The organism is Pseudomonas aestuarii (assembly GCF_027988105.1).
GTDB classification, from domain to species: Bacteria; Pseudomonadota; Gammaproteobacteria; order Pseudomonadales; family Pseudomonadaceae; genus Aquipseudomonas; species Aquipseudomonas aestuarii.
Genome location: NZ_JAQJZJ010000018.1, coordinates 1 through 15241 on the forward strand (window position 1 = coordinate 1; position 15241 = coordinate 15241).

Consider the following 15241-nt stretch of genomic DNA (forward strand, 5'->3'; position numbering starts at 1 on the left):
GGAGAAAGCCCAGGCCCTGGGTCTGCCGGTGCTGGCGCGTATCGCAGGCTACGCCAACGCCGGCGTCGACCCGGCGATCATGGGCATCGGCCCGGTCTCCGCCACCCAGCGCTGCCTGGCCAAGGCCGGCTGGAGCCTGGAGCAACTGGACCTGATCGAGGCCAACGAAGCCTTCGCCGCCCAGGCCCTGGCCGTCGGCAAGGAACTGCAATGGGATGCCAGCAAGGTCAACGTCAACGGTGGCGCCATCGCCATCGGCCACCCGATCGGCGGTTCCGGCTGCCGGATACTGGTGACCCTGCTGCACGAGATGATCAAGCGCGATGCCCACAAGGGCCTGGCCACCCTGTGTATCGGTGGCGGTCAGGGCGTGGCCCTGGCGATCGAACGCGGATAACCACGTTCCCCGCGTAGGGCGAGCGCACCCCCCAAGCAATGGCGGGTTGCATCGTAGGTTGGCCCGGGCCATGTTGGCTGAGCTCCGCGAAGCCCAACAACGCATGACCGCGCAACCGCCATGCTGGACGACGACCACAATTCCCTAGGGCGGGTGCAACCCGCCCTACGGGTTAAACGCCAGCGCTGCCGCCAGGGCTTTTCTTGGTAAACTGCGCACCTTCCTCTTTCTGAGTCGCAGCGCATGCCTTCTCTCGAACTGGCGCTGCGCGCCGCACTCGCCCATCGCCAGCCATTGCTCGCCGAACTGCACCAGCAAGGCACCGACTGTTATCGGCTGTTCCACGGTAGCCAGGAAGGCGCCGGCGGCCTGACCATCGACCGCTACGGCCCGCAATTATTGGTGCAAAGCTTTCACCAGAGCCTCGCTCATGACCCGTTGCTGCAACTGGCCGAGCAGTGCAGTCAGGCCCTCGATACACCACTGTTGCTGGTCTACAACGACCGCTGCCAGGGCAACTCGCGGATCGATCGCAGCGACCCGGTCTACCAGGCCCAGCCGGCGGCGCTGGCAGACCTGGTCGGCCACGAGTGGGGCCTCAACTATCGCGTGCGCGGTCGCCATGCCGGACAGGATCCCTTGCTGTTTCTCGACCTGCGCAACGCCCGCGGCTGGATCAAGGCGCACAGTGCCGGGAAATCCGTGCTCAACCTGTTCGCCTATACCTGCGGCGTCGGCCTCAGCGCGGCGGCTGGCGGCGCCCGCGAAGTGATCAACCTGGACTTTGCCGAAGGCAACCTGGCAGTCGGTCGCGAAAACGCCGCGCTCAACCCCGAACTGGCGCCCATGCAGTTCATCCAGTCGGATTATTTTCCGGCGATTCGCCAATTGGCCGGGCTGCCGATCAGCGCGCGGCGCGGGCATAAGCTGCCCGATTACCCGCGCCTGCAGCCGCGCCAGTTCGACCGGGTCTTGCTCGACCCGCCAGCCTGGGCCAAGAGCGCCTTCGGCACCGTCGACCTGCTGCGCGACTACCAGAGCCTGCTCAAACCGGCGATTCTCGCCACCGCCGAGGACGGCATGCTGATCTGCTGCAACAACCTGGCCAAGGTCGCCCTCAGCGACTGGCGCACGCAAGTGCTGCGCTGCGCGGAAAAACTGGGCCGGCCGGTGCGCGACTGCCAGGTACTGGCGCCAGCGCCAGACTTCCCGTCACGGGATGGCCAGCCGCCACTGAAGACCCTGATCCTGCAGTTCTAGGCCAAGGTAAACCCGCGCAGAAAACACCGCCCGCTGGCATCTTGAACGGCGTACGCGTGCCATACTCCAAAGCATTTCTCGTCGGGATAGATGACGTTTTTATGCTTAAAGGAATAAAGCGCGCCGCTGGCGCCCTGTTGATAGCCGTTGTGCTCTACAGCCTGCTGGGCTTTCTGATTGTGCCGGGCATCGGTTTGCGCATCGTCAACCAGCAACTCGCGCACTATGCCAAGGCGCCGGCCACACTGGAGCGCCTGCAACTCAACCCCTTCAGCCTGGAAGCCAGCCTCTGGGGCTTGCGCATCGGCGAGCCCGGCCAGGAACAGGTGGCCTTCGAACGCCTCTATGCCAACCTGCAACTCGACAGCCTGTGGCGTGGTGCCCTGCACCTGAGCACTGTCGAACTGGATAAGCCGCAGACCCAGGTGCAGTTCGCCAAGGACGGAACCCTCAACCTGACCCAGCTGTTCACCTTGCCAGCCCGTACCGAGCCGGTTACCGAGGAGCCGCCGGGCGAGCCTTTCCCGCTGCGCATCGCCCATATCAAACTGACCGGTGGCAACCTGCACTTCCAGGATCTGCGTCCGAGCGAGCCCATCGAGTTGCTCTATGACGACCTGAGCGTCGAGCTGCACAACCTCAGTACCCTACCCGACGACAGTGCCGAAATGACCCTGGTCGCCACCGGCCACAATGGTGGTCGGATCGACTGGAACGGGCAGATCAGTCTGGTGCCGCTCAGCTCCAGTGGCAGCCTGAAGATCAGCGACGGCAAGCTCAAAAGCATCTGGCCCTATGTACGCGATGCCGCGCCCCTGATCCTGGAAGAAGGGGGCATCGACCTGGCCACCGACTACACCCTGAGCCTGGCCGATGACACACAACTGCTGCTGCACAACAGCCAGATCAAGATCGCCCCGTTCGCCATCAAAGCGCCGGACGGCCGCCAACTGGTCAAACTGGCCAACCTGGAAATCAGCGACTCCAGCCTGGATCTGGTCAAGCAACAGGTGGTGGTCGGCAAACTACGCAGCCAGCAACTGGAAACCTGGGCCGCCCGTGAAGCCGACGGTCAACTGGACTGGCAGAAGCTGTTCGCCGGCGCGGCGCCAGCCACCACACCGCAGAAAAACACAGCCACGGCGCCGGGAAAACCCTGGCAAGTGCTGCTGCGCGATGTGCAACTGCGTAACTATCGGGTGCACCTGGCCGACCGCGTGCCAGAGCAGGAGGTAGCACTCGCGCTGGGCCCGCTCGACCTCGATCTGCAGAACTTCGACAGCCTGGGGGCCTCGCCCTTCACGCTCAAGCTGGATACCGGCCTGGGTCAACAAGGCAGGCTGCAGGCCGAAGGTCAGGCCCAGCTGAACCCGACCACCGCCAGCCTGAAAGTCGTCAGCCGTGCGGTCGACCTGCGTGTGGCCCAGGCCTACCTCAGCCCCTTTGTGCGCATCGAGCTGCGCAGTGGCCTGCTCGATAGCGATCTGGACCTCGCCCTGGGCGGCACCGAGCCGCTGGCCTTCAGCGTCACGGGCAAGGCCCGGATCAACCAGTTGCATACCCTCGACACCGTCAAGGAGCGCGACTTCGTGCGCTGGCAGCAGCTCGACCTGCTCGGCCTGAACTACCAGCACGGCGATAGCCTGACTATCGACAAAGTGCAGCTCAACCAGCCCTATGCGCGCTTTATCGTCAATGAAGACCTGACTACCAACGCCAGCGAACTGGTCATCGCCCCAAAGGCCAGCCCCGCCAAAGCGGCTGAGCCTGCCGCCAAGCCCGAGTCTGCCAGCAAACCGCTGAGTATCCATATCGGCGAGGTCACCCTCGTCGACGGTTCGGCCAATTTCGCCGACTTCAGCCTGACCCCCAACTTCGCCACCGCCATCCAGCAGCTCAACGGCCGCATCGGCACCCTCGACAGCCAAACGCAAGCGCCGGCCAAGGTGGATATCGCGGGCAAGATCGACCGCTATGCACCGGTCAGTATCAAGGGCAGCCTCAACCCCTTCGACCCACTGGACAGCCTGGACATCATCACTCAGTTCAAACAGGTCGAATTGACCACCCTGACCCCCTATTCCGGGAAATTCGCCGGTTATCGCATCCGCAAGGGCCGCCTCAATCTGGACCTGCATTACCGCATCAGCAAGGGCAAGCTGAATGCCGAGAACAGCGTGGTGGTCGAACAATTGCAGCTGGGCGAAAGAGTCGATAGCCCCAGCGCGGTCGACCTGCCGATTCGCCTGGCGGTCGCCCTGCTCAAGGATAGCGACGGCAAGATTGCCCTGAGCCTGCCGGTGCAGGGCGACCTCAACAACCCCGAATTCAGCGTGATGCCGATTGTCTGGAAAACCCTGCGCAACCTGATAGCGCGCGCGGTTCAAGCGCCGTTCAAGCTGCTTGGCGGACTGGTCAGCGGCGGCGCCGAGATGGACCTGAGCACGGTGCTGTTCAAGCCGGGCAGCAGCGATCTCGACAGCAGCGCCCAATCCGCCTTGGAGTTGCTCGCCAGAGCCCTTAAGGAGCGCCCGGCGTTGCGCCTGGAGGTCGAAGGCAGCAGCGCACAAAGTAGCGACGGCCTGCCGCTGGCCGAGCAGCGCCTGGCGCGCGAATACCAGTCCACCTATTACAAGATTCTCCAGCGCCGTGGCGATGCGGTTCCGACCGATGCCAGCCAACTGCAGGTCCCGGAGGAGGAAAAAGGCCCGCTGCTCGAAGCCATCTACCGCCGCCGCCTGAAACAGCAGCCGCCTACCGAATGGAGCGATTTGGACAAGCCGCAGCGGATCGCCAATTTACGCAATGCCGTCCTCCAGTTCTGGAGTAAGAGCCAATTACTGCAACGCCAACTGGCCCAGGCCCGCGCCTCCAGCATCAAGGATTATCTGGTCGATCGTGGCGGACTGGCTGACGAACGCATCTATCTGCTGGATGTCGGCGTCGGCCAGGTACGACAGGACGGCAGAGTGGCTACGGTGCTGAACCTCGATAGCCAATGAGATGGGGCCCACAATTGAGAGCATTTAGACCCATTTTCCTAACCTTGGCGCTCGGTTGCTACGCTGCTACGGCTCAGGCCGATACCCTGCGTTGCGGCAGCCAACTGGTCAGCGTCGGCGATCGTGCCTTTGAAGTGGAGCAAAAATGCGGTGAGCCGGCCTTCCGTGATCTGATTGGCTACACCCTCGGGCCATACGAACGGCGCGAGCTCAAGATCGAGGAATGGGTCTACGGCCCAAGCAACGGCATGCTCACCATCCTGACGTTCGAGGGCAACCGCCTGACCCTCATCGAACGCCGACGCAGCCACTGACAAACGCCTCTCAGTCCGCTAGCCTGAGCCACATCTTGGTCGAACTGGTTACCCCCGTGAAAGCGCTCCTTACTGCCCTGCTCCTGCTGTTCGCCGGTAGCGCCCAGGCCTCGACTTTGCGCTGCGGCAGCGCCTTGATCAGTACCGACGATGCCAGCAGCGAGGTGCTCGGCAAGTGCGGCGAACCTAAGAGCCGTGATCTTATCGGCTACCGCGAAGTGATCGATCACTACGGCTTTCGGAGCGAAGTGTCGGTGGAAGAATGGGTCTACGGCCCGCGTCATGGCATGTACCACTTCCTGCGTTTCGAGGGTAATCGCCTGCGCGACATCGACAGCAAACGCGGCAATTGAACACGCCCAAGCCCCGCAGGCATGGCGCGCGGGGTTTTGCTCTGCCGATTGCGCCTACAGTTCGCGGCTGAAATCGCGCAACTCCTCCAAGACCCTTTTCTTGGTCCAGCCGCCATGCTCTTGCAGCCTAAGCGGCCAAGTATTCGCCAAGCCCCCCCGACTACGGCCCGATCGTCAACGCGCCTCGATACGACCATTGAGTGACTTGCACTGGCCCATGATGACATCGGCATTCGTGCGGGTTTCCTCATTTGGCGGTGACGGCAAACCCGAACCGGATGGGTCGAGTCCGGCGATGTGCCGCTGACTTCATACCATCGGCAGCCAGCGCGACCACGCCGTTGATTTCTTTGCTCTTGGCGATGGCCAATGTACCGGTATCCCTGACTGTCGATCCGCGCGTTGCAGCGATAATGCGCTGAACCCCAAAAAAAAGAGGGCCCCGCAAGGGGCCCTCTTTTTTAGCGTAAAGCGCGGGGGTGATTAAACGCCCGAGGCTTCCGCTGCTGCCACGTCTTTGATCGACAGCTTGATACGGCCGCGGTTGTCCACGTCCAGTACCAGTACCTTCACTTCCTGGCCTTCCTTTAGAATGTCGGTGACCTTCTCGACCCGCTGATCGCTCAGCATCGAGATGTGCACCAGACCGTCCTTGCCTGGCAGGATGTTGACGAAGGCGCCGAAGTCGACGATGCGCTCGACCTTGCCGACGTATATCTTGCCGATCTCGGCTTCCGCGGTGATGCCGAGGACGCGCTGACGTGCAGCCTCTGCCGCTTCCTTGGTTTCGCCGAAGATCTTGATGGTACCGTCGTCTTCGATGTCGATCGAAGCCTTGGTTTCTTCGCAGATGGCACGAATGGTCGCGCCACCCTTGCCGATCACGTCGCGAATCTTGTCGGTGTCGATCTTCATCGCGATCATGGTCGGGGCATTGGCCGACAGTTCGTTACGCGAGGTGGCGAGGATCTGGTTCATCTGGCCGAGGATATTCAGGCGCGCTTCCAGGGCTTGGCCCAGTGCGATTTCCATGATTTCTTCGGTGATGCCCTTGATCTTGATGTCCATCTGCAGCGCGGTCACACCCTTGGCGGTACCGGCTACTTTGAAGTCCATGTCGCCGAGGTGATCTTCGTCGCCGAGGATGTCAGTCAGTACGGCAAACTTCTCGCCGTCCTTGACCAGACCCATGGCGATACCGGCGACCGGTGCCTTCATCGGCACACCAGCGTCCATCAGCGCCAGGGAAGCACCGCAGACCGAAGCCATGGAGCTGGAACCGTTGGACTCGGTGATTTCCGACACCACGCGAATGGTATACGGGAATTCGTCGGCGCTCGGCAGCATGGCCGAGATGCTGCGGCGAGCCAGACGGCCGTGACCGATTTCGCGACGGCCAGCACCACCCATGCGACCACATTCGCCGACCGAGAACGGCGGGAAGTTGTAGTGCAGCATGAAGGGGTCTTTACGCTCGCCTTCGAGGGTGTCGAGCAACTGGGCATCCCGCGCAGTACCCAGGGTCGCAACGACCAGGGCCTGGGTTTCGCCACGGGTGAACAGCGCCGAACCGTGGGTCTTCGGCAGTACGCCGACTTCGATGTTCAGCGGACGCACGGTGCGGGTGTCACGACCGTCGATACGCGGCAGGCCGTTGACGATGTTCTCGCGGACGGTGCGGTATTCGACTTCACCGAAAGCTTCTTTGACTTCAGCGGCAGTCGGTTGACCTTCTTCGCCAGCCAGCTTGGCAACGATCTGCTCACGCAGTTCGCCCAGACGCTTGTAGCGGTCCAGTTTGACGTTGATGGTGTACGCCTTGGAAATTTCGTCACCGAACTCGCTACGGATGGTCGCCAGCAGTGCGGTGTTTTCCGGCTTGGCCTGCCAATCCCAGGTCGGTTTGGCTGCTTCGGCAGCCAGTTCCTTGACGGCTTTGATCACCGACTGAAACTCTTCGTGGGCGAACAGTACCGCACCCAGCATCTGGTCTTCGGTCAGCTCTTTGGCTTCCGACTCAACCATCAGTACAGCGTCTTCGGTACCGGCAACGACCATGTCGAGACTGGAGGCTTTCTGCTGCTCGTAGGTGGGGTTGAGCAGGTAGCCAGTGCTCTCGTGGAAGGCCACGCGCGCAGCACCGATCGGGCCGTCGAACGGAATACCGGAGATCGCCAGAGCGGCCGAAGTACCGATCATCGCCGCGACGTCCGGATCGGTCTTCTTGCTGGTGGACACGACGGTGCAGACAACCTGCACTTCGTTCATGAAGCCTTCCGGGAACAGCGGACGAATCGGGCGGTCAATCAGACGCGAGGTCAGGGTCTCTTTCTCGGACGGACGGCCTTCACGCTTGAAGAAGCCGCCAGGAATCTTGCCGGCAGCATAGGTTTTTTCCTGATAGTGCACGGACAGCGGGAAGAAACCCTTGCTTGGATCGGCAGTCTTGGCGCCGACCACGGTCACCAATACGCTGACGTCGTCGTCAACGGTGACCAGAACTGCGCCGGAGGCTTGACGGGCGATACGGCCAGTCTCGAGGGTAACGGTCGATTGACCGAACTGAAATTTCTTGATTACCGGGTTCACGGTGTTTTCCTTCTCTTTTTTGCCTTTGGGGAAAGCGGTTTGTTGCAGAATTCGTGGGCAGTGGCGGGAGTCGAACCCGGCGCTGTCCAAACGCGTATGACTGAAACGCAAAAGCTGGAAGCAGGGGTTTATCCCACTTCCAGCTTCGGCAGTCAGCTACGCATAAGCATTGCTTAGCGACGCAGACCCAGGCGACCGATCAAGGCGCTGTAACGACCAAGATCCTTGCCCTTCAGGTAATCCAGCAGCTTGCGACGCTGGTTGACCATACGGATCAGGCCACGACGCGAGTGGTGGTCTTTACCGTTGATTTTGAAGTGACCTTGCAGCTTGTTGATGTTGGCGGTCAACAGAGCAACTTGCACTTCCGGGCTACCGGTGTCGCCTTCAGCTTGCTTGTAGTCATTAACGATCTGGGCTTTATCTTCAACGCTGAGTGCCATGTGGGCGTCCTCTCAGTTAGGCAACTGTCGAAACAGTTGCAATAGGCCGGGAATCGCTTCCCGTGTTTTTAAAGTGAGGAATGACCGTGCCTATTAACAGCCACCCTCGATACGCCAGCGAGAACCGAGGTTCTCCACCAACGCCACGGTCATACCGACCGAATCAAACGACGCGGCGCAATGCGCCCGTCTTCGCTCACTTCACCGATGCCGATGAAGCGACCATTGTTATCCTGCACCCGTACCATGCCAAATTTCGGCGCTTCTGGCGCGCGTACCGGTTGACCCTGCAGCCAGTAGAACGAGCTGTGCTCGGAAAACTGCAACAGCGGCCAATGCTGCAGGCCACTGTCCACCGGCAGCAGAAACTGATCGACAGCCTCATGACCACCCTCGGCATGGGCCTGTTCCAGCGCCTCCAGGCTCACCGTCTGATCTAACCCGAACGGTCCCGCCTTAGTACGCCGTAGCTCTGCAACATGGGCACCGCAACCGAGCAAGTGGCCGATATCCTCGACCAGAGTGCGTATATAGGTGCCCTTAGTGCAATCGACTGCCAGGCGCGCTTGCTCTGCCTCGCAGCTCAGTAATTCCAAGCGCGCAATAGTAACAGAACGCGGCTCGCGCTCCACTACCTCACCGGCACGGGCGAGCTTGTACAGTGGCTGGCCATCACGCTTGAGCGCCGAGTACATCGGCGGTATCTGGCTGATTTCACCGCGAAAACGCGGCAACAAGGCCTCGATATCGGCACGACCAACGGTCACCGGACGACGCTCCAGCACCTCGCCTTCGGCATCGGCGGTGGTCGTGGTGACGCCCAGTTGCATCAGGGTTTCGTAGCCCTTGTCAGCGTCCAGCAAATACTGCGAGAACTTGGTCGCCTCGCCGAAACACAAGGGCAACACACCAGTGGCCAAGGGATCGAGACTTCCGGTATGCCCGGCCTTTTCGGCATTGAGCAACCAACGGACTTTTTGCAGCGCCGCGTTGGAGCTGAAGCCGTGCGGCTTATCCAGCAGGATGATGCCATTGACCGGACGACGAATACGTTTCACCTGAGCCACGCGCTTACTCCTTGGCCTCGGTTGTTTCGTCGCCGTGCGAATTGTCTTCACTGACAGCCCGCTCGATCAACGCGGACAATTGCGCACCCCGCACCACACTCTCGTCGTAGTGGAAGCGCAGGTTGGGCACGCTACGCAGTTTCATTGCCTTACCCAACTGCATGCGCAGGAAACCGCTGGCGTCGTTGAGCACCTTGACGCTTTGCGCCACAGGATCGACGCCTTCCTCCGGTTCAGCGCCCATCACGGTGACGAAAACCTTGGCATGACTCGCATCGCGGCTGACTTCCACCGCGGTAATGGTCACCAGCCCGCCTAGGCGCGGGTCTTTAATTTCCAGACGAATCAATTGCGCCAGTTCACGCTGCATCTGGTCGCCGATGCGTTGGGCACGGCTATATTCTTTGGCCATTTCTACTACCTTCCACTCGCCACGACGCCCTGAAAAACGTCAGGCCTAAAAGCGGCAAACGCCCGGCCGCGCAAAAACGGGGCCGGGCGCTGCATATTGCAACTCGCTGCTACATGCCTGTTACAGGCTGCGAGCCACTTGGACTTTTTCGTACACTTCGATCTTGTCGCCAGGCTTGACGTCGTTGTAGCTCTTCACGCCGATACCGCACTCCATGCCGGCACGCACCTCGGACATGTCGTCCTTGAAGCGGCGCAGGGACTCCAGTTCGCCTTCGAAGATCACCACGTCATCGCGCAGGACGCGAATCGGACGGTTACGGTGCACGACACCCTCGGTCACCATGCAACCGGCGATCGCGCCGAACTTCGGTGAACGGAACACGTCACGCACTTCGGCGATACCCAGGATATTCTCGCGAACATCGCTGCCGAGCATGCCGGTCAGGGCCTTCTTGACGTCTTCGATGATGTCGTAGATGACGTTGTAGTAACGCATATCCAGACCTTCCTGCTCGACGATCTTGCGCGCACCGGCATCGGCACGCACGTTGAAGCCGAACAGAACAGCGTTGGAAGCCAGCGCCAGGTTGGCATCGGATTCGGTGATACCACCGACACCGCCACCGACCACACGCACTTGCACTTCATCGTTACCCAAGCCGCCGAGCGAACCCTGCAAGGCTTCCAGCGAACCACGGACGTCGGATTTGAGGACGATATTGAGCGTCTTCTTCTCTTCCTGACCCATGTTCTCGAAGATGTTCTCGAGCTTGCCGGCGTGTGCACGGGCCAGCTTGACCTCGCGGAACTTGCCTTGACGGAACATGGCCACTTCACGGGCCTTCTTCTCGTCAGTCAGCACGCTCATCTCATCGCCCGCTTCCGGAGTGCCATCCAGACCGAGGATCTCAACCGGAATCGACGGGCCCGCTTCCTTGATCGGCTTGCCGTTTTCATCGAGCATGGCGCGAATACGACCGTAGTTCGAGCCGACCAGAATCATGTCGCCCTGGCGCAACGTACCGTCCTGAACCAGCACGGTGGCAACCGGACCACGACCTTTGTCGAGACGCGATTCAACCACGACGCCACGGCCAGGAGCGGACGGAGTCGCTTTAAGCTCGAGGACTTCGGCTTGCAGCAATACGGCTTCGAGCAAATCGTCGACGCCAGTACCGACTTTCGCCGAGACCGAAACGAACGGCGTATCACCACCCCACTCTTCGGACGTAACACCCTGAACAGAGAGCTCGCTACGGATGCGATCGAGATCTGCACCCGGCTTGTCGATCTTGTTCACGGCAACGACCAGCGGCACACCGGCGGCCTTGGCATGCTGAACCGCTTCGATGGTTTGCGGCATTACGCCGTCGTCCGCTGCAACCACCAGAATCACGATATCGGTCGCCTGGGCACCACGGGCACGCATGGCGGTAAACGCAGCGTGACCCGGAGTATCAAGGAAAGTGACCATGCCACGATCGGTTTCTACATGGTAGGCGCCGATGTGCTGAGTGATACCACCGGCTTCGCCCGCGGCCACTTTGGCGCGACGAATATAGTCGAGCAGCGAGGTCTTGCCGTGGTCGACGTGACCCATGACGGTCACCACCGGCGCACGGGAGAAGGTCTCGCCTTCAAACTTCAGGTACTCGGCCAACTGGTCTTCCAGGGCGTTGTCGCTGACCAGCTTGACCTTGTGGCCCAGCTCTTCGGCGATCAACTGGGCAGTTTCCTGATCCAGCACCTGGTTGATGGTCACCGGAGTGCCCATTTTGAACATGAACTTGATGACTTCAGCCGCTTTAACCGACATCTGCTGGGCCAACTCACCGACGGTGATGGTTTCGCCAATGGCGACATCACGCACGACCGGACCAGTCGGGCTCTGGAAGCCATGCTGATTGCGTTTCTTCAGCTTGGACTTGCCACGCCCACCACGACGATGGCTGTCACTTTCTTCGTCGACACTGCGCGGCGCGACACGGGGTGCCGGAGCCTTTTCTTTGACCGCAGGACGATGCTGGGTGGTCTTGCGATCACCACGACGGTCGGCATCTTCACTGCGCGGCTTGTCGGGACGGCGCGGCTCTTCTTTCTTGCGCTCCTCAACCGCGGCAGCGACCACCGGCACCTCGACTGGAGCCGGGGCCGCAACCGCGTCACCCTTGGCTGCAGCGACCAGAGACGGGGATTGCTCTGCAGCGCGCCGCTTGGCTTCTTCCTCGACCTTCAGACGCGCCGCTTCGGCGATCGCACGCTGCTCAGCCAGCTCACGCTGCTTCTCAGCTTCGATCTCTTCCGGGCTGCGCTTGACGAAAGTTTTCTTCTTGCGCACTTCTACACTGATGGTCTTGCTACCCGCCACCCGTAAGGTGCTGGTAGTTTTGCGCTGCAAGGTAATCTTGCGCGGCTCTTCAACCTTGACGCCGTGGCTGCTTTTCAGATGGGCAAGCAAAGCCTGCTTCTCGTTATCGGTAACAACTTGCTCGGCACTGCTGTGCGGCAAACCCGCCTCACGCATCTGCTGCAGCAGGCGCTCTACCGGTGTGTCGACCACTTGGGCCAGTTCTTTCACCGTGACTTGCGTCATGCACTTCTCTCCTCAGGCCGTAAAACTTACTCGAACCAATGGGCTCGGGCGGCCATGATCAGCTTGCCGGCACGCTCTGCGTCGATGCCGTCGATGTCGAGCAGGTCGTCAATCGACTGCTCGGCCAGGTCTTCGCGGGTAACCACACCGCGTACTGCCAGTTCCTGCGCCAAGCCTTTGTCCATACCCTCAAGAGAGAGCAGGTCTTCGGCCGGCTGGGCGTCTGCCAGTTTTTCTTCTGTGGCGATGGCCTTGGTCAACAGGCGATCTTTTGCCCGTGCCCGTAGCTCGCTGACGATTTCATCATCAAAACCATCGATGCTGAGCATCTCTTCCATCGGCACATAAGCGATTTCTTCCAGGCTGGTGAAGCCCTCTTCGACCAACACCTGAGCCAGTTCTTCGTCGACTTCCAGCTCGTCGATGAAGTGCTGCAGGATGTCGCCGGTTTCTGCTTGCTGCTTCGCCTGGATGTCCGCTTCGCTCATCACGTTCAGCGTCCAGCCAGTCAGTTGACTGGCCAAACGAACGTTCTGACCACCACGGCCAATGGCCTGCGCCAGGTTGTCTTCACCGACGGCGATGTCCATGGCATGGGCATCCTCATCGACAATGATTGCGGCAACTTCTGCCGGCGACATGGCGTTGATCACAAACTGCGCGGGATTATCATCCCACAGCACTATATCCACACGCTCGCCGGCCAACTCGCCGGAGACTGCTTGCACGCGCGAACCACGCATGCCGATGCAGGCACCCTGCGGATCGATACGCTTATCTTTGGAGCGCACGGCTAGTTTGGCGCGCGAACCAGGATCGCGCGCCGCTGCCATCACTTCGATCAGCTCTTCGGCGATCTCCGGCACTTCGATGCGGAACAATTCGATCAGCATTTCCGGCGCGGTACGCGAGAGGATCAGCTGCGGACCGCGGTTCTCGGTACGAATTTCCTTGAGCAACGCACGAACCCGGGCACCCACACGGAAAGTTTCCCGCGAAATGATGTCCTCGCGCGCCAGCAGCGCTTCGGCATTGTTACCTAGATCGATGATCACGCTATCGCGAGTCACCTTCTTCACAGTGCCGGAGATGATTTCGCCCAAACGCTCTCGATAGGCTTCAACCACCTGAGCGCGCTCGGCTTCACGAACCTTCTGCACGATGACTTGCTTGGCGGTTTGCGCAGCAATGCGACCGAACTCGATGGAGTCGATCTTTTCCTCGAGCACATCGCCAACTTTCGCATTGGCCTCAATCGCCCGCGGCATATCAACGGTAACTTGATGAGCCGGGTCATCGAAATCGGCTTCTTCAACCACTGTCCAGCAACGGAAAGTTTCGTAGTTGCCCGTCTGGCGATTGATCGCCACACGCAACTCGACTTCGTCTTCGAAACGCTTTTTGGTGGCAGTGGCCAAAGCCAACTCCAGCGCCTCGAATATAACGCTCGCCGGTACGCCCTTTTCGTTGGACACCGACTCAACAACCAGCAGTACTTCTTTGCTCATCGTACGCCTCGCCTTTCGCAATCCATTGGATCCGCGGGATCCGCGTCTCAATCAAACCTGGGGATAATGTTGGCCTTGTCGATCATGTCGATCGGCAACAGGAATTCATGGTCATCCACCTGCACCACCACGTCCTGCTCCTCCACGCCGCGAAGGAGACCTTGAAAATTGCGGCGCCCCTCGAAAGGCGAACGCAGCTTGATTTTCACCTGTTCGCCGGCATGACTGGCGAACTGCTGCAACGTGAACAGCGGCCGATCCATACCGGGCGAAGACACCTCCAGGGTGTACTCCGCGGTGATCGGATCCTCGACATCGAGGACACCGCTGATCTGTCGACTGACCTTCTCGCAATCTTCGATGAGAACGCCATCGGCATGATCAATATAAATTCGCAGCAAAGAATGCCGCCCTTGCGACAGGAACTCGATACCCCAGCATTCATAGCCGAGTGCTTCGACTACCGGGGCCACCAAGGCCTGCAACTGTTCTAGCTTGCTCGACACCTGAGCCCCTCGCGCATGCTGTGCAAATGAAAAATGGGCGAAACGCCCATCCCTTCGACCGGCCTCTAAAGACCGGAAAACCTGTCTTCCAGCTAGCAAAAAGCCCCTGAAAAGGGGCTCCGCTACTGCTGGTTGCGGGGGTTGGAATTAACCAACAACCTTCGGACCATGGGCCCGACGAGCTACCAGACCGCTCCACCCCACGCCAAAGCTGGGGCCGAAGTATACGACCGAAGCCATACAAGGGTCAACCAACGCTTCAGCAACAAGAAAGCCCGCATACTGCGGGCTTTCTTGTAAATTGGTACCGAGGAGGGGACTCGAACCCCTACAGCCTATGGCCACTACCACCTCAAGGTAGCGTGTCTACCAATTCCACCACCTCGGCAAAATCACTTGTTGCTTGTTGCTTGTTACTGCTCTGGAGCCTGAGGTACGTCAGCCGCTTCAACAGCCGGCTTTTGCTCTTCGAGCACTGGCACATCTTCTACAGCGGGCTTGACCTGCTGTACTTCCAACACGGCTGGATCAGGCAAACCGACCTGAGTCAACGCATCAGCTTTTTCTTTAGCAAAGAACGCTAAGCCCAAGCTAGTTAAGAAGAAAGTGGCGGCAAGTATAGCAGTAGCGCGACTCAAAAAGGTAGAGGAACCTTGGCTACCGAAAACGGTGCCCGAAGCGCCAGCACCAAAAGACGCGCCCGCATCCGCACCCTTGCCCTGCTGCAACAAAACCAGCGCAACCACACAGATTGCACCCAGCAGATGAACAACTACTACGACTGTTTCCAGCATT

12 protein-coding genes, 2 tRNA genes and 1 pseudogene are annotated in these 15241 nt (G+C 60.2%); 5 read left to right on the plus strand and 10 right to left on the minus strand.

Annotated features, from left to right (window positions below; translation table 11 throughout):
* The 5 genes and pseudogenes from PH586_RS22945 to PH586_RS22965 form a co-directional block, all read left to right on the plus strand.
* Positions 1–397, plus strand: a pseudogene (locus PH586_RS22945) (acetyl-CoA C-acetyltransferase); the annotation flags it as partial.
* A gap of 243 nt (positions 398–640) precedes the next feature.
* Positions 641–1657 (plus strand): class I SAM-dependent rRNA methyltransferase, encoded by a 1017-nt coding sequence (locus tag PH586_RS22950; RefSeq protein WP_271350128.1) that lies wholly within the window; start codon positions 641–643, stop codon positions 1655–1657.
* Positions 1658–1758: 101 nt separating this feature from the next.
* A complete protein-coding gene (locus tag PH586_RS22955) occupies positions 1759–4659 on the plus strand; it encodes a DUF748 domain-containing protein (protein ID WP_271350129.1) in 2901 nt (966 codons plus the stop codon).
* A 14-nt stretch (positions 4660–4673) separates the two neighbouring features.
* A complete protein-coding gene (locus PH586_RS22960) occupies positions 4674–4973 on the plus strand; it encodes a DUF2845 domain-containing protein (protein WP_408637046.1) in 300 nt (99 codons plus the stop codon).
* A 56-nt stretch (positions 4974–5029) separates the two neighbouring features.
* Entirely contained in the window at positions 5030–5326 is a 297-nt protein-coding gene (locus PH586_RS22965) for a DUF2845 domain-containing protein (protein ID WP_271350130.1), read from the plus strand.
* 483 nt (positions 5327–5809) lie between these two features.
* Here the strand turns inward: PH586_RS22965 and pnp are convergent, their stop codons facing one another.
* The 10 genes from pnp to secG form a co-directional block, all read right to left on the minus strand.
* Entirely contained in the window at positions 5810–7915 is a 2106-nt protein-coding gene (gene pnp, locus PH586_RS22970) for a polyribonucleotide nucleotidyltransferase (RefSeq protein WP_271350131.1), read from the minus strand.
* Between the two features lie 173 nt (positions 7916–8088).
* Positions 8089–8358 carry a 30S ribosomal protein S15 gene (rpsO, locus tag PH586_RS22975; RefSeq protein ID WP_238042392.1) on the minus strand — a complete coding sequence of 90 codons (270 nt, stop codon included), beginning with the start codon at positions 8356–8358 and terminating at the stop codon, positions 8089–8091.
* A gap of 149 nt (positions 8359–8507) precedes the next feature.
* A complete protein-coding gene (truB, locus tag PH586_RS22980; protein WP_271350132.1) occupies positions 8508–9425 on the minus strand; it encodes a tRNA pseudouridine(55) synthase TruB in 918 nt (305 codons plus the stop codon).
* A gap of 4 nt (positions 9426–9429) precedes the next feature.
* The gene (gene rbfA / locus PH586_RS22985; RefSeq protein WP_271350133.1) at positions 9430–9837 is read right to left on the minus strand and encodes a 30S ribosome-binding factor RbfA; all 408 of its coding nucleotides are present in this window, start codon (positions 9835–9837) and stop codon (positions 9430–9432) included.
* Positions 9838–9957: 120 nt separating this feature from the next.
* Positions 9958–12432 carry a translation initiation factor IF-2 gene (gene infB / locus PH586_RS22990; RefSeq protein ID WP_271350134.1) on the minus strand — a complete coding sequence of 825 codons (2475 nt, stop codon included), beginning with the start codon at positions 12430–12432 and terminating at the stop codon, positions 9958–9960.
* 26 nt (positions 12433–12458) lie between these two features.
* Positions 12459–13940, minus strand: coding sequence for a transcription termination factor NusA (gene nusA / locus PH586_RS22995; RefSeq protein ID WP_238042396.1), 1482 nt, complete (start codon positions 13938–13940; stop codon positions 12459–12461).
* 47 nt (positions 13941–13987) lie between these two features.
* Positions 13988–14446: a ribosome maturation factor RimP gene (gene rimP / locus PH586_RS23000; protein WP_271350135.1), complete on the minus strand. Its 459-nt coding sequence runs from the start codon at positions 14444–14446 to the stop codon at positions 13988–13990.
* Positions 14447–14575: 129 nt separating this feature from the next.
* A tRNA-Met gene (locus tag PH586_RS23005) sits at positions 14576–14651 on the minus strand.
* A gap of 97 nt (positions 14652–14748) precedes the next feature.
* A tRNA-Leu gene (locus PH586_RS23010) sits at positions 14749–14834 on the minus strand.
* A gap of 25 nt (positions 14835–14859) precedes the next feature.
* Entirely contained in the window at positions 14860–15240 is a 381-nt protein-coding gene (gene secG, locus PH586_RS23015; RefSeq protein ID WP_271350136.1) for a preprotein translocase subunit SecG, read from the minus strand.
* Position 15241: the final 1 nt, after the last annotated feature.